General features: G+C 46.7%; 21 protein-coding genes and 1 other RNA gene. 21 read left to right on the forward strand and 1 reads right to left on the reverse strand.

Features of this window, described 5'->3' with window-relative positions; translation table 11 throughout:
* Positions 1-60: 60 nt before the first annotated feature.
* The 7 genes from speE (at position 61) to argS (ending at position 8,229) form a co-directional block, all read left to right on the forward strand.
* The gene (speE, locus tag AB4111_RS30470) at positions 61-888 is read left to right on the forward strand and encodes a polyamine aminopropyltransferase (RefSeq protein ID WP_442035014.1); all 828 of its coding nucleotides are present in this window, start codon (positions 61-63) and stop codon (positions 886-888) included.
* Between the two features lie 14 nt (positions 889-902).
* Positions 903-1,772: an agmatinase gene (speB, locus tag AB4111_RS30475; protein ID WP_278297424.1), complete on the forward strand. Its 870-nt coding sequence runs from the start codon at positions 903-905 to the stop codon at positions 1,770-1,772.
* Between the two features lie 933 nt (positions 1,773-2,705).
* Positions 2,706-3,893 (forward strand): WD40/YVTN/BNR-like repeat-containing protein, encoded by a 1,188-nt coding sequence (locus tag AB4111_RS30480; RefSeq protein WP_442035016.1) that lies wholly within the window; start codon positions 2,706-2,708, stop codon positions 3,891-3,893.
* Between the two features lie 218 nt (positions 3,894-4,111).
* The gene (locus AB4111_RS30485; RefSeq protein WP_442035018.1) at positions 4,112-5,593 is read left to right on the forward strand and encodes an alpha-N-arabinofuranosidase; all 1,482 of its coding nucleotides are present in this window, start codon (positions 4,112-4,114) and stop codon (positions 5,591-5,593) included.
* Positions 5,593-5,862, forward strand: a complete 270-nt coding sequence (locus tag AB4111_RS30490) for a DUF6171 family protein (protein WP_253428987.1) — start codon at positions 5,593-5,595, stop codon at positions 5,860-5,862. The genes AB4111_RS30485 and AB4111_RS30490 overlap by 1 nt, the downstream gene beginning before the upstream one ends.
* Positions 5,863-6,127: 265 nt before the next feature.
* A complete protein-coding gene (locus tag AB4111_RS30495) occupies positions 6,128-6,553 on the forward strand; it encodes a DUF1934 domain-containing protein (RefSeq protein ID WP_017691299.1) in 426 nt (141 codons plus the stop codon).
* Positions 6,550-8,229 carry an arginine--tRNA ligase gene (gene argS / locus AB4111_RS30500; RefSeq protein WP_442035021.1) on the forward strand — a complete coding sequence of 560 codons (1,680 nt, stop codon included), beginning with the start codon at positions 6,550-6,552 and terminating at the stop codon, positions 8,227-8,229. The genes AB4111_RS30495 and argS overlap by 4 nt, the downstream gene beginning before the upstream one ends.
* Positions 8,230-8,510: 281 nt before the next feature.
* On the opposite strand, the gene AB4111_RS30505 is transcribed toward argS, so the two are convergent.
* Entirely contained in the window at positions 8,511-9,665 is a 1,155-nt protein-coding gene (locus AB4111_RS30505) for a S8 family peptidase (RefSeq protein WP_442035023.1), read from the reverse strand.
* A 461-nt stretch (positions 9,666-10,126) separates the two neighbouring features.
* Between AB4111_RS30505 and rpoE the strand changes: the two genes are divergently transcribed.
* The 14 genes from rpoE to AB4111_RS30575 all read left to right on the forward strand — a co-directional run bounded on the left by rpoE (position 10,127) and on the right by AB4111_RS30575 (position 23,431).
* A complete protein-coding gene (rpoE, locus tag AB4111_RS30510; RefSeq protein WP_442035025.1) occupies positions 10,127-10,696 on the forward strand; it encodes a DNA-directed RNA polymerase subunit delta in 570 nt (189 codons plus the stop codon).
* A gap of 453 nt (positions 10,697-11,149) precedes the next feature.
* Positions 11,150-12,754, forward strand: coding sequence for a CTP synthase (locus AB4111_RS30515; RefSeq protein ID WP_339238984.1), 1,605 nt, complete (start codon positions 11,150-11,152; stop codon positions 12,752-12,754).
* A 227-nt stretch (positions 12,755-12,981) separates the two neighbouring features.
* Positions 12,982-13,368, forward strand: a complete 387-nt coding sequence (locus AB4111_RS30520; RefSeq protein ID WP_017691292.1) for a response regulator — start codon at positions 12,982-12,984, stop codon at positions 13,366-13,368.
* Positions 13,369-13,628: 260 nt separating this feature from the next.
* Positions 13,629-14,483, forward strand: coding sequence for a class II fructose-1,6-bisphosphate aldolase (fba, locus tag AB4111_RS30525; RefSeq protein WP_091039193.1), 855 nt, complete (start codon positions 13,629-13,631; stop codon positions 14,481-14,483).
* A gap of 147 nt (positions 14,484-14,630) precedes the next feature.
* The gene (locus tag AB4111_RS30530; RefSeq protein WP_253429002.1) at positions 14,631-15,884 is read left to right on the forward strand and encodes a UDP-N-acetylglucosamine 1-carboxyvinyltransferase; all 1,254 of its coding nucleotides are present in this window, start codon (positions 14,631-14,633) and stop codon (positions 15,882-15,884) included.
* 465 nt (positions 15,885-16,349) lie between these two features.
* Positions 16,350-17,675 (forward strand): transcription termination factor Rho, encoded by a 1,326-nt coding sequence (gene rho / locus AB4111_RS30535; RefSeq protein WP_036607258.1) that lies wholly within the window; start codon positions 16,350-16,352, stop codon positions 17,673-17,675.
* A gap of 97 nt (positions 17,676-17,772) precedes the next feature.
* On the forward strand, positions 17,773-19,047 hold the full coding sequence (locus AB4111_RS30540; RefSeq protein ID WP_339238988.1) for a radical SAM protein: 1,275 nt from the start codon (positions 17,773-17,775) through the stop codon (positions 19,045-19,047).
* A 102-nt stretch (positions 19,048-19,149) separates the two neighbouring features.
* The gene (rpmE, locus tag AB4111_RS30545; protein ID WP_036607255.1) at positions 19,150-19,347 is read left to right on the forward strand and encodes a 50S ribosomal protein L31; all 198 of its coding nucleotides are present in this window, start codon (positions 19,150-19,152) and stop codon (positions 19,345-19,347) included.
* Positions 19,348-19,493: 146 nt separating this feature from the next.
* Positions 19,494-19,761: signal recognition particle sRNA large type (gene ffs / locus AB4111_RS30550), an RNA gene on the forward strand.
* Between the two features lie 174 nt (positions 19,762-19,935).
* Positions 19,936-21,681: a DNA polymerase III subunit gamma/tau gene (gene dnaX, locus AB4111_RS30555; protein WP_442035030.1), complete on the forward strand. Its 1,746-nt coding sequence runs from the start codon at positions 19,936-19,938 to the stop codon at positions 21,679-21,681.
* Between the two features lie 41 nt (positions 21,682-21,722).
* On the forward strand, positions 21,723-22,034 hold the full coding sequence (locus AB4111_RS30560; protein ID WP_036607248.1) for a YbaB/EbfC family nucleoid-associated protein: 312 nt from the start codon (positions 21,723-21,725) through the stop codon (positions 22,032-22,034).
* A gap of 33 nt (positions 22,035-22,067) precedes the next feature.
* Complete coding sequence (gene recR, locus AB4111_RS30565) at positions 22,068-22,667, forward strand: recombination mediator RecR (RefSeq protein ID WP_442035031.1); 600 nt, start codon at positions 22,068-22,070, stop codon at positions 22,665-22,667.
* A 184-nt stretch (positions 22,668-22,851) separates the two neighbouring features.
* Positions 22,852-23,127: a DUF2508 family protein gene (locus tag AB4111_RS30570; RefSeq protein ID WP_253429009.1), complete on the forward strand. Its 276-nt coding sequence runs from the start codon at positions 22,852-22,854 to the stop codon at positions 23,125-23,127.
* Between the two features lie 34 nt (positions 23,128-23,161).
* Complete coding sequence (locus AB4111_RS30575; RefSeq protein ID WP_253429011.1) at positions 23,162-23,431, forward strand: pro-sigmaK processing inhibitor BofA family protein; 270 nt, start codon at positions 23,162-23,164, stop codon at positions 23,429-23,431.
* Positions 23,432-23,761: the final 330 nt, after the last annotated feature.

Below are 23,761 nucleotides of genomic sequence, written 5' to 3' on the forward strand. Positions count from 1 at the left end.
GTGTACCGCACTTGGTCGGGTATGGCTGATCATTAACTTTACGGAAAGAAGGTAGAGATTATGGAATTGTGGTTTACGGAGAAACAGACCCCGGTATTCGGGATCACCGCGAAGATTAAGCAGACCTATGTTACAGAGAAAACCGATTTTCAAGATTTGGCCATGGTAGAAACCGAGGAATTCGGTAACATGCTGCTTCTTGATGGCATGGTGATGACTACCGTAAAAGACGAATTCGTATATCACGAAATGGCGGCACATCCTGCGCTGAACTCTCACCCGAATCCGAAAAAAGTTCTGGTTGTCGGTGGCGGTGATGGTGGAGTCATTCGTGAAGTGATTAAGCATGCTGCTGTAGAAAAAGCAGTTCTCGTCGAGATCGACGGTAAAGTCATTGAATACTCCAAAAAATATTTGCCTGAAATCGCCGGCAAGTTGGACGAGCCTAATGTTGAAGTGCTTGTAAACGACGGCTATATGCATATTATTGAACATAAAAATGAGTACGATGTGATCATCGTAGACTCTACAGAGCCTGTAGGTCCGGCTGCTCCATTGTTTGAGCGCGGTTTCTACCAAGGTATCTACGAAGCGTTAAAAGAAGACGGAATCTTCGTTGCTCAAACGGACAACCCGTGGTTTAAGGCGGATCTGATCCAGAAGGTGAACAAAGACGTCAAAGAAATCTTCCCGATCGTACATGTGTACGGCTGTAATATTCCAACATATCCAAGTGGTTTGTGGACATTCACTATGGGCAGCAAGAAACATGACCCGCTTGAAGTGGATGAGACTCAAATCCCGGAGATGGATACCAAGTATTACTCTCCGCGTCTGCATAAAGCAGCATTTGTACTTCCTAAATTCGTGGAAGATTTAACGAAATAAAGGGGAAATCATTAATGAAACTGGATCAAGCTTATTCAGGAAACGTATTTATTTGCAGCTCTGAGGATTATGAGAACTCAAAAGCGGTTATCTATGGTATGCCAATGGATTATACCGTCAGCTTCCGTCCGGGTTCCCGTTTTGGCCCATCTCATATCCGTCAAGCATCGGTTGGACTTGAAGAGTACAGCCCATATCTCGACAAAAGCATCGTAGACATGACGTACTTTGACGCTGGAGACTTGCTACTGCCTTTCGGTAACGCGGGACGTAGCCTTGATGTAATTCATGAATACATCGGCAGTCTGCTCGCTGATGACAAGTTCCCAGTTGGTCTCGGTGGTGAGCATCTGGTTACTTGGCCAGTCATCCAACAAATGTACAAGAAATACCCGGATCTTATCCTGATTCATATTGATGCACACGCAGACCTTCGTGAAAACTATGAAGGCGAGCCATTGTCCCACTCCACGCCAGTGCGTAAAGCAGCTGAGTTGATGGGTGGCCAAAACATCTATCAGTTCGGTATCCGTTCTGGTTCCCGTGAGGAGTTCCAGTATGGTCGCGAGAACATCAACTTCTACCCATTTGAAGTGGCAGCTCCGATGAAGGAAGCTCTTCCGAAGATGGGCAACCGTCCGGTATATGTGACCATCGACATTGATGTGCTTGATCCGTCAGCAGCTCCAGGAACAGGTACAGCAGAAGCGGGCGGCATTACGTCCAAAGAACTGCTGGAAGCCATCCATATGATCGCTGGATCTGATGTAAATGTAGTTGGTTGTGACTTGGTTGAAGTAGCACCAATCTATGATCCTACACAACAGACACAGATTGTAGCTGCGAAGCTGATCCGTGAAATGCTGCTTGGATTCGTGAAATAACATAGAATAATTGATAGAGATAACGCTCTCTGGCTGCGCCGTTTCAAATTAGCGCAGGGAGGGCGTTTTTTTTGTTCACGTTTATTTGTTATCCTCGAACGGACTGGGTGATAGATGTTGAACTATGCTGCCAAACAAAATAACGAAGTAAAATTTAGTTAGGTAGCTTAGCTTAATTTAACTTTTGTTCAGAGCTGTGCTATACTGACTACATAAGTTTTTAGTAGTATATTAATTGATATATTACATTCGTGAAGTATATGGTGATCGGGTTCGGTCATATACTAAAAAGAGCCTTCACCGCTACCAACGGTAAAGACTCTTAGGACCCGAAAGGCTGTGGATTGCCACGGCGCGCATGAACTAAATACTGTTATTCAAGCGAAACCCACCGTCAGGCGTCCAAACCTATGAGGTGGGTTTTCGCTTGCTACGAAACTTTTTGCGCAACCAACGGTAAAGCTTTCGTCCGCTCAGTACAATACTGAGGATCGCAGCAATCCATCGGATCACATCAAGCAACGCCACAAGTTCGACCATCGACGTCACCCCCTCTCGGGAAGCTGCGCCGTGATCTGGAAAACATCCACCGTTATTCAAGAGTCCATAAAATCAATTATAGCACGTATGTTCCTATGTCTCTACCATTTATTGCTTGTGTCAGTATACGCTCGCATACGCAGATATCTTGCCTTGGCATGACTCCATCTTAATATTTATGCCTTTTCTTAAGTATCAGTTTTGTTATCCTTGCTGTTGGGACGTATCCCATTTAACTTAGAGTACACTACGTTTGTTGACGCACCACCTTTGCCTACATGATCCAATCATGGTTGAAGGTGGTTTTTTTCTTGCAAAATTGTCATAGGGGTTCATACGATTGTTACGTTATAATCATCAAATTTGGGTAAAACCATAGAAGGAGGTGTTAAGATGACAACCAAGAGTACAATGACATGGAAACGGATTGGTGCACTCGCATTATCATTAACGCTGGCTTGGGGGATGGGACCGGTACATATGCTTTCAGGCGCTAACGCTGCATCCTCGCAGGCGTGTGGAAAGGGAGATCACGGACTAGCTACTACACTGAAAAAAGGTAGTGGTGTGGAAGAGCAACACCTGCAATTTACAGACATTGATTTTCTTAATGATACGACTGGACGAGCTGGGGGTGAAGGCTTCCTGATCGGGACCTCAAATGCAGGATGTACGTGGCAGTCCATATATACCGGGCAGTGGCAATTCACACAGCTTGATTTTCCGAATAATGTGAATGGATATGCGTTGGCACAAGTGAAAAGTTCACCTGCAACCTATCTGATCCGTACCCACGATGGGGGATCGCACTGGACGCGGATCGATACGCCGGGCATTCAATTCAAGCGAATCGATTTTCGCAATAAAGATGTAGGTTATGGTTACACCTATAATGGTGCATATCAGACGAAGGATGGCGGGGTAACCTGGAGCAAAATGAATACGCCTGCCAACACGCGTGCAGCTGCCTTTGCCACAGAAAAGCAAGGATATGCCGTGGTGGTTGTACCCGGATCGGGATATCATTTGAAGCAAACGAGTGATGGCGGCAAGAACTGGACAACCTCTCTTCGAGTTGTCTCAGACACATGGAGTGGAGCGGATCTCTATGCACATGGTCAGCAAGTGTGGGCCCTTCTGTATGGTGATGCAGGCATGTCCCAACAATCGTACTCCCTCTATGCGAGCGGCAATCAAGGTAAGAACTGGACCCAAGTATTTGCGCAATCCACAGCAGGAGGAGGTCCTGCGCCAGGTACAAACAGTACGGGCAAAGGAACCGGACCTGCCAATCCAGGTGGTCATCCCGGCAACATGGCGTTGATTGGTAATCAGACGGCTTATCTGTCTGCGGGATCACCAGCAGCTGGCAAAGTGGGTATTGGACGTTCTTATGATACAGGTTCCACGTGGAAAAACGTTGACTTGAAAGATCCGGGGTACAGTTCCCGTATCTCTTTCCCATCGGCCAAGACGGGTTGGCTCGTCGTAACAAGTGATAACTCCCCTGCGATCTATCAGACTACAGATGGCGGAACGACGTGGACACAAAAAATGTTGTTGCCTTCAGAGCAGGATTAAATAGCCTGTTAATCTGAAATAACAACGGAGCAAATCCAAATTACAAATGAATGAAAATCAATTTGGTATGTCTCTGCATGGATATCTATAATGAACAAGCCCCTTCCTGGCTTATGATGTGGGAAGGGGCTTATTTGTGTAGAAATAAAAACGGTTGAAACCTGCTTTAAAACAAGTTATTGTAAGCGATAACAATACATTATATGGAGGTTGAAATCATGGTTGATGTTATTTTAAAGGCGGATTCGGATCAAGGATTAATAAATCGCAATATATATGGTCATTTTTCCGAACACTTGGGACGTTGTATTTATGAGGGGCTGTGGGTAGGAGAAGATTCACCTATTCCGAATACGGATGGGATTCGAAATGATGTATTGACGGCCTTGCAGAAGCTTAATATTCCAGTACTTCGCTGGCCGGGTGGTTGTTTTGCCGATGAATATCACTGGAAAGATGGTGTGGGTCCGAAGAGTGAGCGTGCTCGTATGATCAATACGCACTGGGGCGGTGTGGAAGAGAACAATCACTTTGGTACGCATGAATTCTTGAGATTATGTGAATTGCTCGGCACCGAGCCATATATCAGTGGCAACCTGGGTAGCGGTACAGTGCAGGAGATGCAGGAATGGGTGGAGTACATCACATTTGATGGCGAATCCCCGATGGCGAACTGGCGTAAGAGTAACGGTAGGGAAGAACCTTGGAAACTGAAGTATTTTGGCGTGGGAAATGAGAACTGGGGATGCGGCGGAAATATGCGTCCTGAATATTATGCGGATGAATATCGCCGCTATGCTACATATGTACGGAACTATTCCGGGAACGAGATTTATAAAATTGCATGTGGCCCGAACGACAGTAACTATGAGTGGATGGAAGTGTTGATGCGGGAAGCTGCCCGTTTCATGGATGGGATCAGTCTTCATTATTATACAATTCCGACAGGTGTGTGGGAAGACAAGGGGAACGCTACCGGTTTTGGAGAGGCTGAATGGTTTACCACGTTGAAGAAAACGCTGTTTATGGATGAATTGCTTGTGAAGCACTCCGAAATTATGGATAAATATGATCCAGATGGCCGGGTTGGTATCATTGTAGACGAGTGGGGAACGTGGTATAACGTTGAGCCGGGAACCAATCCGGGCTTCCTCTACCAACAAAATACGATGCGGGATGCAGTTCTTGCAGCGGTGAACCTTAACATTTTCAATCAGCATAATAAACGGGTACAGATGGCCAATTTGGCTCAGATCGTCAATGTGCTTCAATCGCTTGTGCTCACGGAAGGGGACAAAATGCTCTTGACACCTACGTATCATGTATTTGATATGTATCAGGTTCATATGGATGCGCAGCGACTGGATTTGAATTATGAAAGCCCTGGGTATACCTTCGGAGAAGACACCATTCCTCAACTCAGCTTATCAGCATCCCGCAATAAAGACGGGGTCATTCATGTGACAGCTTGTAATCTAAGCCACATCGATGAGTTGGAAGTCGTGTGTCAGCTGGACGCAGCTCAAGCGGCTAAAGTATCCGGGCAGATTCTGCACCATACTGATTTTGGTGCATTCAATACCTTTGAACAACCGAATCATGTTCAGCCTGTGGTGTGGGAGGGACTCACACTGGAGAATAACACCTTGCGTTTTGTTCTTCCTCCAGCATCGGTTGGGGTCATCGCTGTAGAGGGCTAATGATGAAAAGGCAGGAACCTTGCAAGGGTTGCAATGATCAGTATGATGTGAAGATTAGCGATGCCAAAATGGCCAGACTTGTTGATATTGCTTCACGCTCGCGTCCCACGGTACAGGATGAGGAATATGAGCGGAGGCTATCCATCTGCTCTGCCTGTCCGGGATTGCAATATGGCACAACTTGTCGGCACTGTGGCTGTCTCGTACAGGTGCGAGCGAAGCTGAGCGAGTCGACATGTCCTTTTCCTTATGAATCACAATGGGCCTGATCGGATGAATGAATCTTATTATAATGAAGCAAAAGGGAGTTGCACTTTACAGGTGTGGCTCTTCTTTTTTGGCTTGATGAGGAAAAAACTCTGAATTTGGATTTGAATTGAGCGAGGGAACTGGATATAGTTATACAGTAGAGTGTAGGATAGCGAGCTATCCGGGAATATGAGCGCGTATAGCGACACAACAATACGGGAAGGGCTGTTCTCACCGGCCGTGCCTGATTTTGCGTCGCCTCGAATATAATGGAGGTTAACATTCATGTCGAACATGCGACCGGTACACATCCGGCTGCACAGCCGTTATGAAGGTGAAGATGTGCTGCAGGAAATGCAGGGTGAAGCCGTGTTGAAAGGGTCTGTTCTTTATGTTCGTTACGAAGAACCGCAGGTTGGACCCGAGGGAGGCACAACTCGTACCACATTGAAGCTGGGTGGACAATCCATCAAGATTATACGTCATGGTGAAGTGGAATCGGAGCAGACTTTTGAATTGAATCGGAAGCTTCCTGGTTTCTACCGATCACCATACATGTCGTTTGCCCTGTCCACGCATACACAGAAGCTGGAACTTTCCATTCAGGGATTGAGCGCACGCGCAGCGTGGAGCTACGACTTTTACCGCTTTGATGAAGAATCCGGACATTTCGCGATTAGTTTGCATATACAGGAGGAACCAATTTCATGACACGTAATCCACTAGATACGATTAACGAACGGGTAAGCACGGCCATCGGCAACGCCATTGTGGCGGCCGGGATTGTTACGCAGGACGAATTGCCAGCTATCACATTGGAAGTGCCGCGTGAGAAGACGCACGGAGACTTGGCGACCAATGCTGCCATGCAGCTGACCAAGATTGCCAAGCGCAATCCGCGTCAGATTGCTGAAGAGATCATTGCCAATCTGAATCTGGCTGAAGCCGGAATCGAGAAGGCTGAGATTGCGGGCCCAGGATTTATTAACTTCAAGTTGGACAAGAGTTACCTTTATCCAGTACTTGCGCTTGTGCAGGAGCAGGGCAAAGACTACGGAAGAATAAGCATCGGAGAAGGACGCAAAGTCGAGATGGAGTTCGTCAGTGCCAACCCGACAGGCAGTCTGCATCTGGGTCATGCCCGTGGAGCAGCTGTAGGTGATGCTCTATGTAACATCCTTGACTACGCTGGATATGAAGTAACCCGTGAATACTACATCAATGATGCAGGTAATCAGGTGTTTAATTTGGCGCGTTCCATTGAAGCTCGTTATCTGCAAGAGCTGGGTCAGGATGCTGAGATGCCTGAGGACGGTTATCACGGTGAGGATATTAAAGGATTCGCCAAGCAGCTTGTTGCTGAAAAGGGTGATGAATTGCTGTCCATGCATCCGGGGGACCGTGCGGCTTATTTCCGTGACTTTGGCCTGGAGAAGGAACTGGACAAGATCAAACGTGACTTGAATCGCTTCCGTGTTAACTTTGACATCTGGTTCAGCGAAACTTCCCTGTATGACAACGGAGAAGTGCTGCGAGTGCTTGATGAATTGCGTGACCGCAATGAGATCTATGAGCAAGATGGGGCAACTTGGCTGAAAACGATGCAATATGGTGACGACAAAGAACGTGTGTTGATCAAGAACGATGGCACGTATACTTACCTGACGCCAGATATTGCTTATCACCGCGACAAATATGCGCGTGGATACGACACGATGATTAACATCTGGGGTGCAGATCACCACGGATATATTCCGCGGATGAAAGCCGCGATGCAAGCACTGGGTAATGACCCTGAGAAACTGGTAGTCTTGATTGCACAGATGGTGAGCTTGTTCCAGAACGGTGAAAAAGTGAAGATGTCCAAGCGTACAGGTAAAGCTGTAACGATGGAAGACCTGATGGATGAAGTCGGCATTGATGCCATTCGTTACTTCTTCACAATGCGCAGCATGGACTCCCATCTGGACTTTGACATGGACCTTGCTATTTCGACATCTAATGAGAATCCGGTATTCTATGTACAATACGCGCATGCACGTGTATGCAGTGTATACCGTCAGGCTGAAGAACAAGGTATTGAACTGCTGCCACTGGCACAGATCGACCTGTCCAAGCTGACTACAGAGCACGAGTATGACCTTCTTCGCAAAATGGGAGAACTGCCTGAAGAAATCTCGGTAGCGGCAACAGGATATGCGCCTCATCGTATCATCCGTTATGTATACGAGCTGGCATCCCTGTTCCACAGCTATTACCGTGCAGAACGTGTTATTACGGAAGATGCGCAGCAAACTCAGGCACGTCTTGCATTGATCGGTGCTGTGCGCACCGTTATCGCAACGGCGCTTCGTCTGGTAGGCGTAACCGCACCAGATAAAATGTAACTTCCAGGCTCGCGGCCTGCTGCCGCTCTGCCTCAAGCCAAAAGTCTCCATGTCCGCGTTGTATCTTCAACGTGGTACATGGAGACTTTTTTTGTTGTGTACCCGGAGCTGAAGAAAACGAATTGCCCTGTATAAGGTACGCTAGCTTGCCCAGGCATCACGGCGGGCGCCACCTGAGGGTTTTGCCGCTACGTCATATCCCTTCGCGCGTACCAGTCAGGGGCGGGTTAATGTAATTCGCCAAGCATCAAGCGAGTTCTGCTGAGGGTGGCGTAGCCGACTCACTCCCCGCCCTCCTGCATTAGCTTCAGGGCGTCAATCTCACCACCACGTATTTTGCTTTTCGCTGTGGTGGTCTTGCGGGCTCGCAGCGGGATCGTAGAACGTTTGACGAGGGTCTTGATTTCGCTGGGGGATAATCCTGGATGTTTTGCAAGCAGCAAGGCGATAGCACCGCTCACATGGGAGGTCGCCATGGAGGTGCCGCTCATCTCGTGATGCTTGCCTTGTACCCAAGAGGAGACAATCTTATCACCGGGTGCATAGACATCCACATATGCGCCACGATTGCTGAAGGACGCGATACGTCTGTTTTTGTCGGTTGCTCCGACGGATATGGTCTGCGGATAACGTGCTGGATAATCAATACTGCGGCGTTTGCCATCATTTCCTGACGAAGCAACAATGACGATTCCGGCGTGGTACGCACGGTTGACAACGTCAAGAAGCGCCTTGCTGCGTGTTTTCATACCAAAGCTCATATTGATGATATCGACCCTGTTACGCACACACCAATCGATGCCAAGCACAATGTCGGATACATAAGCTGATCCGTTGTGATCGAATGCCTTCACGGGATAGATCAGGGCGCGTGGAGCTACACCAATCATGCCTGCGGTGCTGTTGGCTGCGGCGATGGTTCCCGCAATGTGGGTACCGTGTCCGTTATCATCGTGTGGAAGCAGGCTGCGGTTTAACAGATTGATTCCGCGTGCCAGGGAATATCGAAGATCAGGATGGTGGTAATCAGCACCTGTATCAATTACACCGATTTTAATCCGGTGTCCGGTAGACACAGACCATACTTTGGGGGCCCGAATCTGTTTTACTCCCCAGGGTATGCCTTGGGCATTGCTCGGTTTGCTATGGAGTGCGGTGGCATGAAGGGAGATGGGGGTGTCTTCTTCAATCGTAATCTCATCCCCATAGCGGTATAGGTCCTCCGGGCGTTGTACTGTAGCGATAATGGAACGAGCTAGTCGCGAGGAGCGGACGGCCCCAAGGTCGGTAAATTCATTCCGCATTCGGGATAATTCCACGAGGCAGGCCTCGTACTGCTGCGGTTTGGCAAATCGGATCAAATATCGCCCCCCCTGTTCTGGTTCAGGGCGTCGCATTCCGTCAATCAATTGATGCAATAAACCAGTATAGTCCATAATGGGCAGCCCCCTTCGGGATGAACATGCTGAGGTATTCTATGAATGCGCTCATCCCGCCGCATGGGGAACTTGCCCTTTTTTTACAAAAACACATTCACTTCGTGTCAAAACGGGCGCAGGGACATATGATGGATGGAGAGCTAGAGGGCTCTTGCGGGGAACCTGGTGAGGAGCAATCCTTCAAGGGTATACAGTCAAAAGGCGGAGGGGACTCCGTCTTTTTTATTATGGAGTTGTCTCTTTTGCAATGAAGGATACGTATGAGTTTAATGTCGCATTGCGTTGAATATATTGGACGGATTGGAGCTGCTCTCCGCATTTGCGTCACATCCGTACATAAAAACTTGCTTTTTAACGCTAAATAGGTTTTACTTAGGTTTGTTAATGGATATGTTATACGTAACAGTCCAGTTCGTAGGGGTTAAAAAGTGAATTTTGTGTGAGAGGAAGTGTCTGCAGTGAGTACCTCGCTCAATTTGAAAATTGATAAAGAAAAGGTAAAAGAGATCCCTTTGGTGGACCTTGCCTTTATGGTGCTGAAAGCGGCTAATACGCCGTATTACTATCGTGACTTGATGAATGAGGTAGCGAAGCAGCGCGGAATGACTGATGAAGAAATCAACGAGTTTATCGCCCAGCTATATACCGAGATTAATATCGATGGCCGTTTTGCTTGCGTCGGTACAAGTCTGTGGGGCTTGAAGCGCTGGTATCCGGTAGCTGGAACAGAAGATTCCATGACGGGTGCGAAGCGTCCGCGTATCATCAACGATGAAGATGATGATCTGGAAGATGAAGACTTCGGTGAAGAAGAAGATAGCTATAACAGCGATGAAGACTTCGACAGCACGGATAAAGACGAAGATGAAGACGAAGAAGAAGAAGACGAAGACGACATCTTTGATGAAGAAGACAGCGAAGAAGAAGTGCTGGTTGAAGATGACGATCTGGAAGATGAAGACCTCGAAGAAGACGAAGAAGAGTCCGAAAACGAGGATGAATTTGACGACGATTCTGATAATCGGTAGTCATTTTTGACGTCTATAATTTACCCGTTTCCCCGGAATAGTCAGCCTTGACAGCAGACGGGGTAACGGGTAAACTATTGCATGGGCTTATGAATGAGCGACAATATATTTATGTTTTTTATAGAAGGTGCCCCGTCCTGCGGGAGTACTTTTTTTTGTATTTTTAGAGGCATAATTTTGCAAAATGATTTCTTTTCCGTATGCTCCCGGCCAACATTTCGTGGCCCGTTTTTGTATATCAAAAACACAAAATGAAATGTAGGCTACCGGAATATTTGCACCATTTTTTGCTGTAGAACAACGTGTATTTAAACCGTCTTCGCAGAAAGAGCAGTTCGCAGATGCAGGGAATTTCTGCCATTACTCTTTTTAACGATGATTACCTGGGAAACAGGTTACGATAACACCATATATCGCCTGAATTTCTGTACTTATATTAGGAGGGTAATAACAGTGACAAAGTATATTTTCGTGACGGGCGGAGTTGTGTCCTCCCTGGGCAAAGGGATAACGGCTGCTTCGCTGGGCAGATTGCTGAAAAACAGAGGGCTTAAAGTAACGATCCAGAAATTTGATCCATATATCAACATCGACCCAGGGACAATGAGTCCTTATCAGCACGGCGAGGTTTTTGTAACGGATGATGGCGCGGAAACGGATCTGGACCTTGGCCACTATGAACGTTTTATTGATATCAATCTCTCCAAAAACAGCAACGTCACGACTGGTAAAGTATACTCTTCCGTCATCAGCAAAGAGCGACGCGGGGAATATCTGGGCGGAACGGTACAAGTTATTCCACACATTACGAACGAGATCAAAGAGCGTGTATTCCGCGCTGGACGTGAAGCGGGTTCGGATGTGGTTATTACGGAAATTGGCGGAACAGTGGGCGACATCGAGAGTTTGCCTTTCCTGGAAGCCATTCGTCAGATCAAGAGTGATGTAGGTCGCGACAATGTGATGTACATCCACGTAACACTTATTCCTTATATCAAAGCAGCGGGTGAAGTGAAAACAAAGCCAACGCAGCATAGTGTTAAGGAATTGCGCAGCATCGGTATTCAACCGAATGTGATCGTATGTCGTACGGAGTATGAATTGTCTGACGACATGAAAGCCAAGATCGCTCTCTTCTGCGACATTGATGAGAATGCCGTGGTTGAATGTCGCGATGCTGACACCTTGTATCAAGTGCCTTTGAACCTGCGTGAAGAAGGCTTGGATGAGATCGTGGTAAATCACCTGAAACTAACTACTCCTGCACCGGATATGAGCGAGTGGGAAGGGCTGGTTGACCGGATCAACAAGTTGGAGCATACGGTTGAGATCGCTATTGTTGGTAAATATGTAGCGTTGCATGATGCATACCTGAGTGTTGTTGAGTCGTTGTCTCACGCAGGATTTGCATCGAATGCCGATGTCAAAATTCGCTGGGTTCCTTCTGAAGATATTACGGATGAGAATGTGGGCGATCTGTTACATGGTATTGGCGGTATCCTTGTTCCTGGCGGATTCGGAGATCGTGGTATTGAAGGTAAAGTATCGGCAATCCGTTATGCTCGTGAGAAACAAATTCCGTTCTTCGGTATTTGCCTGGGTATGCAGGTTTCCGTTATTGAATATGCACGTTCCATCGTTGGTTTGAATGGTGCGAACAGCTCCGAGATTAATCCGGCTACCGAATTCCCTGTGATTGATCTGTTGCCTGAGCAAAAAGATATCGAAAATCTGGGTGGTACGATGCGTCTGGGTCTGTATCCTTGTAAGCTTCAGGAAGGTTCTTTGGCGATGGCTTGTTATGATGACGAGCTGGTGTATGAGAGACACCGTCACCGGTATGAGTTCAACAACGAATACCGTGAAGCGATCGAAAAAGCAGGACTGGTTATCTCGGGTACATCCCCGGATGGACGTCTGGTTGAGATCGTGGAACTTCCAGGACACCCATGGTTCCTGGCGGTACAATTCCATCCGGAATTCACTTCCCGTCCGAACCGTCCGCAACCATTGTTCCGTGAATTCGTGAAAGCTTCATTGGAGAATGCAAAGAAATAATCATGTTTTAGTGTTGACGTAATAGATATTGGGATGTTCAAGGCAACCTTAGCGGATGCCTTGAACATCCTTTTTTTTTGCGTAAAAAGCAGGCTGAAATGCTTTTTGTCATTTTGTGAAAGTAGCAGGATTTTAATGGAAGAGGTAGAATACTTATCATGACGACTATGGGATAGTTATCCAGATTCGAAGACGTATATGCTTTCCTAATTCTAGGGGGTTACAGAGTGGAAGATAAAAAAGTTTTGATTGTTGATGACCAGAATGGAATCCGAATCCTGTTAATGGAAGTATTCAGCAGTGAAGGGTATAACACCTTTCAAGCACCCAACGGCAAGGTTGCTCTGGAGATTGTAAATAATGACAAGCCTGACCTGGTATTGCTCGATATGAAGATTCCTGGGATGGACGGTCTGGAAATCCTGAAGCATATTAAAGAAATTGATCCGGGCATCAAGGTGATCATGATGACCGCTTATGGTGAACTGGACATGATTAAGGAAGCTACGGATCTCGGAGCGCTCATGCACTTTACGAAACCATTTGATATCGACGAGATGCGGGTGGCTGTTAATATGCAACTTCGCAATGGTACTGCCAATAAATGCAGCTGAATCCTGTTGATACAGGATTTTTTTGCGTGTGGAGAACATAGATGGTACTCGGTGGGAGAAAGGGGTATTTCACTCCTTCATCCGGGGAATATTGGAAATGGGCAAGTTATAAAGCGGTGTCTATGAAAACTGTGCTGCAAAGCACAGCATTTTTGCAAATGCTTGTTTAGTATTTGACATGGGATGTGGTATAATAAGGCCGTATGTGATTTCGGCTAAAAACCATAGACACAACCCAAACCCCTAGGAGGATTGAAACCATGCCATTAGTATCTATGACAGACATGTTGAACAAAGCACTTGAAGGAAAATATGCAGTTGGTCAATACAACATCAATAACCTTGAGTGGACTCAAGCGATTCTTGGTGCTGCTGAAGAAGAGAAATCCCCAGTAATCCTGGGTGTATCCGAAGGCGCAGCACGTCACATGGGCGGCTTCTACACTGTAGTTAAAATGGTAGAAGGACTCATTCACGACATGAAAATCTCCGTACCAGTTGCGATCCACCTGGACCACGGTTCAAGCTTCGACAAGTGTAAAGAAGCGATCGATGCTGGATTTACATCCGTTATGATCGACGGTTCCCACCACTCTATCGATGAAAACATCGAAATGACTAAAAAAGTTGTTGAATATGCACACGCTAAAGGCGTTTCTGTAGAAGCTGAAGTAGGTACTGTAGGCGGACAAGAAGACGACGTTATCGGCGGAATCATGTACGCTGACCTGAACGAGTGTATTCGTATTGTTAAAGAAACAGGTATCGACACATTGGCACCGGCTCTTGGTTCCGTACACGGTCCTTACCATGGCGAGCCTAACCTGGGCTTCAAAGAGATGGAAGAAGTTCGTGACGCGGTACAAGTTCCACTCGTATTGCACGGTGGTACAGGTATTCCTAAACACGACATCGACAAAGCCATTTCCCTGGGTACTTCCAAAATTAACGTAAACACAGAGAACCAAATTGCTTTCTCAAAAGTGGTTCGTGAAGTGCTTGCAGCTAAACCAGATGCTTACGATCCACGTACATTCATCGTACCAGGCCGTGATGCAATCAAAGAAACCGTTAAAGGTAAAATCCGCGAGTTTGGTTCTAACAACAAAGCGTAAATTATCTTTGCCAGTTCCATACTGTGAAATGGAAGAACACCGCCTAGCCGGTGTCTTTCCATTTTCACACCTTATTTCTACATCGGAAGCCATCAGCACGTATTGCCGTTCATCGGCTGCAAAACACGTAGGGGGACATTAAGCTTTATGGAAAAATTGATGATTAGTGGCGGACGTCCGTTACAGGGAACTGTAACTATAAGCGGCGCCAAGAACAGCGCCATTGCGCTTATTCCTGCAGCATTGCTTGCCGAGTCAGAAGTCGTGTTGGACAACCTGCCGCTTTTGAGTGATGTGGCGGTTTATGCAGAAATTTTGGAGGAACTCGGAGCACATGTGACTTGGGAAGGCAGTCAGATGAAAATTGACCCTTCTGATATCAAATCCATTCCTATGCCGAATGGTCCCGTGAAGAAGCTTCGTGCTTCGTATTACATGATGGGTGCATTGCTAGGACGTTTCAAAGAAGCAACCATAGGTTTACCAGGGGGCTGTAATTTTGAGCCTCGTCCAATTGATCAACATATCAAAGGATTTGAAGCGCTTGGCGCAACCGTAACGAACGAACATGGCTCCATTCATTTGCATGCCAAAGAGCTGCGCGGCGCAAAAATTTATCTTGATGTAAGCAGTGTCGGCGCAACCATTAATATCATGCTGGCGGCTACTCGTGCCAAAGGCTCTACAATTATCGAAAACGCGGCTAAAGAGCCTGAGATTATAGATGTAGCAACACTTTTGAATTCCATGGGTGCCAGCATTAAGGGTGCAGGTACCGAAACGATCCGTATTGAAGGGGTCTCGGAGCTTAAAGGCTGCCGTCATTCCATCATTCCGGACCGTATACAAGCGGGAACGTATATGATCGCTGCAGCGGCGACGCGTGGAGATGTTCTGATTGACAATGTGATTCCCAAACATCTGGAAGCTTTAACGGCAAAGCTGTTGGAGATGGGTGTTGGCATTGAAGAATTGGATGAAAGTATACGTGTTATTGGCAAACCGAACTATAATCATGTCGACGTGAAGGCACTTGTGTATCCTGGTTTTCCGACGGATCTACAGTCACCAATGACCAGTGTTTTAACACAGGCAACCGGTGTAAGTGTCCTGAGCGACTTTGTATACAGCAATCGGTTCAAACATGTGCCTGAGTTGGTACGGATGGGCGCAAAGATTCGAGTAGAAGGACGGTCAGCGATTATTGAAGGCAGTGCATTGAACGCGGCCAAAGTAAAAGCATCCGATCTTCGCGCTGGAGCAGCGCTGGTGATTGCAGGTCTCACCGTCAGTGAAGGTGTGACTGAAGTAACTGGGGTCGAATATATCGACCGTGGTTATGATCATCTGGTGACTAACCTACGCTTGCTCGGTGCAGATGTGTGGCGGGAAACGGATTAATGGGAAGCATTATGCGTCATTCAGTCATACACATGTTTATTTTAACTGAACTGCATATCTTTTCGATGATTAGGTAAACCTGTTTTAATAGAGTTCTCAGTCTCTCCGGCATAAGACGAAATGTTACTGTTTCCTTTACCGGAGGGTCTTTTTTTGAATTAAACTTCATATGGCTGTAAGAACATCATTTTTCATCCCCAACCCCCGGTTTTGTTTGAACTGCGCTCCATAGCCGGTCTATCCGGATTGATCGCCTCAATGCATCGTTCACTCAATAGCGGATCTTGCCGAATATTGGGCATCCCACCCGGAAACTTACACTCAAAGACAAGTATTTGCATTATAACGGTTACATTCCGTACAATGGACAGAAGAGATTGTGGCAGATGCTGCGCTCTATAGCCGGAACATCTAGCGAAACTATCCATTTCACACGGACTTATTAATTGAATAGGTGGTTATTATATGGATCTACAAATTTCCGATTTGGAAGAAATGAAACTAACGGACCTCTACAAACTGGCCAAAAAATATCAGATACCTTACTATGGTACGTTAAAAAAGAAAGAATTAATCTTTGCTATACTACGCGCACAAGCTGAACAGAGCGGCCTGATGTTCATGCAAGGCGTACTCGAGATTTTACCTGAAGGTTACGGATTTCTTCGGCCGATTAACTACTTGCCAAGTACGGAAGACATCTACATCTCAGCTTCTCAGATTCGCAAGTTTGACCTAAGAACAGGTGACCTCGTATCAGGTAAGTGTAGAACGCCTAAGGAAAACGAGAGATACTTCGGTTTGTTGCAAGTCAACGCTGTAAATGGTGAGAATCCATCGGCGGCTGCAGAGCGACTTCACTTCCCGGCACTAACCCCACTGTATCCGCAGAAAAAACTGGTTCTCGAAACATCCCCCAACCATTTGTCCACACGAATTATGGATGTGCTCGCCCCGGTAGGATTGGGACAGCGCGGATTGATCGTAGCACCTCCCAAAGCGGGTAAAACGCTTCTCCTCAAAGAAATTGCCAACAGCATCTCAACTAACAATCCTGAAATTGAACTGTTTGTCCTGTTGATTGATGAACGTCCAGAGGAAGTAACGGATATGTCGCGTTCGGTAAAAGGGGAAGTTGTGGCTTCGACATTTGATGAACTGCCTGAGAATCATATTAAAGTGGCGGAATTGGTACTTGAGCGTGCGCTTCGTCTCGTTGAGGCCAAAAAGGATGTTGTTATCTTGCTGGATAGCATTACGCGTCTTGCCCGTGCATATAACCTGGTTATTCCACCATCCGGTCGTACGCTTAGTGGTGGTATTGATCCAGCTGCGTTCCATCGTCCGAAACGTTTCTTCGGTTCTGCCCGGAATGTGGAAGAAGGCGGAAGCTTGACCATCCTGGCAACTGCATTGATTGATACCGGATCACGTATGGATGACGTCATTTATGAAGAATTTAAGGGTACGGGTAATATGGAGCTTCATCTGGACCGCCGTCTGGCGGAGCGCCGCATATTCCCGGCAATCGACATTCGTCGTTCCGGTACCCGCCGTGAAGAAGTGTTGCTCAGCAAGGAAGAGTTGGATACAATCTGGGCAATTCGTAAAAACATGAATGATTCCCATGACTTTGTCGAAGGATTCCTGAAGAAACTTCGTAACAGCAAGACGAATGCAGAGTTTTTGGCGGCATTTGATTCGGCTGGTAATAGCCCGACAAGCAATTCCGGGACAACAACCACCCGTCGCTCACCTAGACAGACAGCTACGTCAGGTACTTCGACGTAAGTGTCGTTCGACTAATCACTTTCTTTTTGCAGCACTGCTGTGAATGTTACAATACACTCGTCGTTAGATTTAACCCATTAGATGTGAGGAGAACATCATGTATTTAGTATACGCAGATGAAAAAGGTAATGTATTTGATCATCCTTCCCTGTACGGGCTTGCCCGCAGTGGAGATATGATCGTGGAGATTATGGAAGACGAACTTATCCCTTTGCCAGAGGGCGCGACGTTAGTTGGACTCCCGAGCACCCGGCCCATTGGTATGGACCCGGACACCGGTGAGATGCTGCCAATGCCAACGGACACACAGGCTGTAGGTGCTTTGCTTCCGCAAGGATTCACTCGTTTGTGTCTCCCCGGATATGTGAAGACGGATAAGGAATATAAGTTGCCGTTGTTCGGTTATTCCGCAGTAGTCTGGAAAGATGGCGGTTTCTATGTCACCGCTTCGAAGTCGGATAGTCCTGATAAATGGAATCCGCTCAACTGTGACCGTGACGATGTGCGTTCCGGGGTTAAACGATTGACAGAGCAATACCCCGAGAACCGTCTCTATACCCATCTATCCAACTGTGCGCTTGGATATGAATGTCTGACTTCATCGAACACGTTCCTGAACCGTTGGGAAGGTGGAGTACCAGTATCCTATTCTTGCAATGCAGGTTGTTTCGGGTGTATTTCCGAGCAACCGGATGATAGCGGCTTTGTTTCCCCGCAGACACGTATGAACTTCCGACCACGTGTGGATGAGATTGTGGAGGTTATGCTGGAACACCTGAAGACGCCGGAGTCCATCATTAGCTTTGGACAAGGTTGTGAAGGGGAGCCTTCTACGCAGGCCAAGCTGATTATTGAAGCGATTCGCGAAGTGCGTTCTGTAACGGACATGGGGTATATCAACATTAATACCAATGCCGGTCTGAACGATCATATTAGAGGTATTGTAGATGCTGGATTGGATCTGATGCGCGTAAGTACAATTAGCGCACTGGATGACCACTATAACGCCTACTATAAACCGCGTGGTTATACCTTAGCCAATGTTGAAAAGTCGATGAAATACGCGGCACAGCAGGGTGTATACACCTCGATTAACTATTTGATCTTCCCGGGTGTAACGGATCGTGAAGAAGAGATTGAGGCGATGATTGAGTTTGCGAGAAGAACCGATCTACGCTTGATTCAGATGCGTAACCTCAATATTGATCCGGAGAGTTATCTGGAATTAATCCCTCCTGCTCAAGGCGATATCTTGGGAATGAAGCAGATGATTGAGATCTTTGAAGATGAGTTGCCTGATGTTGTGATCGGATCGTATACCCATGTTCCACCAGCTGGAATGGCACGTCCAAAACGGTTGATTACCTCTTAACAATAATGGATTGCAACAGGCACAAGGCCGTGTTATAATCTCAGAGTTGTGCCATTTACTCTGGGTCCGCTTGAGGCTCAGGGCGGAAAGAGGTGAAAGGTAATGAAAGAAGCAATTCATCCTAATTACACGATTGGTCAAGTATCTTGCGCTTGCGGGAATACTTTTGAGACAGGTTCGGTTAAAGACGGACTTCGTGTAGAGATTTGCTCCGCGTGCCACCCGTTCTTCACAGGTAAACAGAAGTTTATCGATGCTGGCGGCCGTGTTGATCGTTTCAAGAAGAAATACGGAATCTAATAGGACAATTCTTGGAGTTGTCTGCTAATTGCATCCAACACACCCCTGCTGATCTGGCAGGGGTTTTTATATGTTATATGTAAGCATAGTTGCTTCCGCTTTCCTCTGGTTGCAATTTGGATGACCTTACGTTATACTATTTCTTACCGTGCTAGATGGGGAGGTAGCGGTGCCCTGTAACTCGCAATCCGCTATAGCGAGGTTGAATTCCTGCTAGAGGTTTTGCCGATGTGAGGTTTGGTCCCTAAACGTGGTGTTGACGGTTGGGTCCTCCGCAATGAGTACTCATGAACCTGGTCAGGTCCGGAAGGAAGCAGCCATAAGTGAGATCACTCTTGTGCCGGAGGGTTGCCTAGCCCGAGCTATTGTTCAGGGGTGCCACTTGGATCGCAAATATCGATAGCAGGTGCACGGCTTACCATTTAAATGTAGAGACCTTTGCAGTTGTATGTATGCAGAGGTCTTTTTGATATGTCTTAAAAAACCATGCATGAATGAGTCAGATAAAGTTTGGATTCACCCTGGAATATAGTATAATGGGGGAACGACAAAGGACTCGAATGCGAAGTGGAAGGAAGGTAACGCATCATGGAGCATATCGCGTTATACCGGGCTTGGCGTCCCCAGTCGTTTCAAGATATGGTGGGGCAACAGCATATTATTCAGACCTTGCAGAACGCGATTCGTGAACAGCGGACTTCCCATGCCTACTTATTTAGCGGGCCCAGAGGAACGGGAAAGACAAGTGCCGCCAAGATTTTGGCCAAAGCTGTGAACTGCGAACGTGGGCCTGCGCCTGAACCTTGTAACGAGTGTGAAGCTTGCCGCAGGATTACGACTGGCGCTGTGATGGATGTGCAGGAGATTGACGCTGCATCCAATCGGGGCGTTGAAGAAATCCGTGATCTTCGGGAAAAGGTTAAATATGCGCCAACCGAAGTCCGGCAGAAAGTCTATATTATTGATGAAGTGCACATGCTGACGACGGAGGCATTCAATGCTTTGCTCAAAACATTGGAAGAGCCACCGCCACATGTGATGTTTATTTTGGCAACAACAGAACCGCACCGCCTTCCGGCTACCATTATATCGCGCTGTCAGCGATTTGATTTTCGCCGGGTTTCCCTGGATGAGCAGACAGCAAGACTTACCCTGATCTGTGAACAGGAAGGCATGGAAGCGGACCAGGATGCGCTCCAATACATTGCTCGTTTATCAGACGGTGGAATGAGGGATGCACTTAGTGTGCTGGATCAGATCTCTTCATTTACGGATGGGCGAGTAACGTATCAGCAGGTCATGGACATGACGGGGGGAATTGCTTCAGAGCAATTTGCCAAACTGGCTGCTTCGCTGCTCAAGGGTGATGTTGGTCATATTCTGCAGATGATTGAAGGTTTCATGCATGAAGGAAAGAGTGCAGACAAGTGCATGGAGAATTTGCTGTATTATTTCCGCGATTTGCTTATGATTAAGATGGTACCTGATGCAGATAAACTGACGGACCGGGTACTTAATCCGGAATCTTTCCGTGATATGGCGGAGTCATTCACCAGGGAACAACTGTTCCACATGATTGATACCCTTAATCGGTACCAGAGTGAAATGAAGTATGCAGTACAGCCACAGACATTATTTGAAGTTGCATTGCTTAAACTGTGTAGTATTCCAGCTCAAGGCGAGGCTTCTGTTCAGGTGGGAGCTTCAACTCATGCAGCACCTGCAGATGGGGGAGAGATCAACCGCTTGAAGCAGCAACTTGCTGAGTTGGAGAAGAAGTTGGATCGTGCACTAAAAAGTGGGTTGTCTGGTGGAGAAGGTGCATCGAGCGCTCCATCGCGTCCGGCGACACGAGCTCCTGTATCGAGAGGGAACTCGCCTGCGAAGCTTCCTGCACAGTTGGATCAGTATGTTGCGCGCAAGGGAGCCCCTGAGTTCGCAGAGATCAGCAAAAAATGGAGTCAGATCCTGCAACGGGTGAAGGAAGAGAGGGTTACTGTTCACGCCTGGTTCGTGGATGGTGAGCCGGTATCATTGCTTGAAGACAATGTGTTGGTTGCTTTTAAAAACAACATTCACCGTGAAACAACGGAGAAGCAGGCTAATCGTGAAGTCATTGAGCGGGTGTTGTCCGAACAGCTTGGGCGTCCTGCGCGATTGGTGACGATGATGCTCAAAGATTGGACCGGAGCAACGGAGGGAGCTTCTGAAACGCCAAAGGAGGACTTTAAGCTTGAACCTGAGCATGAAGACGGCGGTTCAAGCAACAAGCAGCCATGGATTGATGAAGCCATCCAGCTCTTTGGTGAGGACCTTGTAGTGATCAAAGAATAATGCGCATAGCGCGATAACCATAACAAAGGAGATGAACAATTATGAACAACATGAACCAAATGATGAAACAAGTGAAGAAAATGCAGGAGCAAATGCTGAAAGCACAAGAGGAATTGGCGGACAAAACAGTCCAAGGTACATCCGGTGGCGGTGTAGTGACGGCTGAAGTTAACGGACACAAGAAATTGCTTGCTATCACGATCAAACCTGAAGCGGTAGATCCGGAAGATGTTGAAATGTTGCAGGATCTCGTTATGACAGCTGTTAATGATGCAATGGCCAAAGCCGATGAGATTGCCAACAAGGATATGGGCAAGTTCACAGGCGGCATGAATATTCCGGGATTATTTTAATTAAATTGATCCTGTCAAAGGAGACACAATCGATTGTATTATCCCCAACCAATAGCCAAGCTAATTGATGCCTTTACCCGATTGCCGGGTGTAGGTCCCAAGACGGCAGCGCGTTTAGCTTTTCATGTGCTCAACATGAAGGAAGATGACGTTATTGATTTTGCCAAAGCACTCGTAAGTGTGAAGCGTAATCTTCATTACTGTTCTGTATGTTGTAATATTACCGATACGGACCCGTGTCGCATCTGTCAGGATAAGTCCAGGGATGTCTCTGTAATCTGTGTAGTTCAGGATTCGAAAGATCTGGTGGCCATGGAGCGCACCAAGGAATTCGATGGATACTATCATGTGTTACAGGGTGCGATTTCACCTATGGAGGGAATCGGACCAGACGATATTCGTTTGAAGGAACTCCTGATTCGATTAAGTGATGAACGTATTAAAGAGATCATCTTGGCGACAAACCCCAATATTGAGGGCGAGGCTACAGCGATGTACATCTCCCGCTTGGTACGTCCGTTTGAGATCAGTGTGACCCGGATTGCGCATGGATTGCCTGTAGGTGGCGATCTTGAGTATGCGGATGAAGTGACCCTTTCCAAAGCGTTAGAAGGGCGCAGGGAGATGCGTTAGTGTTTTCGATTTGTATTATGCAATGCACTTCCTTGGAAACTTCGGATGCTAAATAAGTTTCGATGTGCAAAGAGAGCCCTTGGGCTCTCTTTTTTTGTGGAGAAAATGAATGCTCGAGTTCTAAGTTTGTCCTTTCCCTGATAAGTATGAGAATATGCTTTGCTGATCAGGAGGAGGAGAGATTATGTTTTTGTGGCGAAATACACGGAACTCGATAGAGAAACACAACAGAGTGTTGAAGGAGCTTGAGGAGGATCAGATCTATGCAGATATTCAGATGGCTAAGCAGGAATGGGAACGGGCTATGAGACAGTTTGAAGATGCACAGGGTCAGGATGAAATTGATTATGCCATTTATGTATTGGAGGCAGCTGAGCGGAAGTACCAGATTCATTTGAGGAGAGCAAAGCGAGCCAGAGCTAATGATGATGTTGCATCACAGCGAGGAATGAGTATGTAGAGTCGGGTTTACATTAAACATGGAGGTGTACCATATGAAGAGTATTATATTGGGGAGTGTATTGGTTGTATCGTTACTGGGACTTATCGTGGTTTTATTCAGAAAGCGGTTAGGGTTATCGGTTTTCACGTCATTCGGAATTCATCTGGTGCTTGCTGCAGTTGGGATATACATCGTGAATTATTCCGGCTGGATTATAGGAACCTACATCCCACTGAACCCTGCAACGATAGGGACTGTAGCTGTTTTGGGATTGCCAGGTGTGGGGCTATTATTGGGGTTGAAAATTTCTTTATTTGGATAGTTGACTCACAGGATATTTATATGGTACATTATATCTCGTTGCTTTGCTTGCTTGGTTAGATGCTTAGATGAAATGAAGAAGTTCATTACGAGCTTCAAAAAAGAATTTCAAAAAAACACTTGACCAAAACAAACGAAGTATGATATATTATAAAAGTCGCCGCTGAGAGAAAATGGCGACAAAAAAACAAGTTTGATCTTTGAAAACTGAACAACGAGTGAGTAAACATTCTGCTTGCAGAATGAACGCGAAAGTTGGAAACAAGCCTTGGCTTGAATCGACTGGAGCACAAATGAGATTTTTAATCTCGTCAGATTCAAAATGAGCTTA

The organism is Paenibacillus sp. 2KB_22, from assembly GCF_052115745.1.
Taxonomy (GTDB): domain Bacteria; phylum Bacillota; class Bacilli; order Paenibacillales; family Paenibacillaceae; genus Paenibacillus.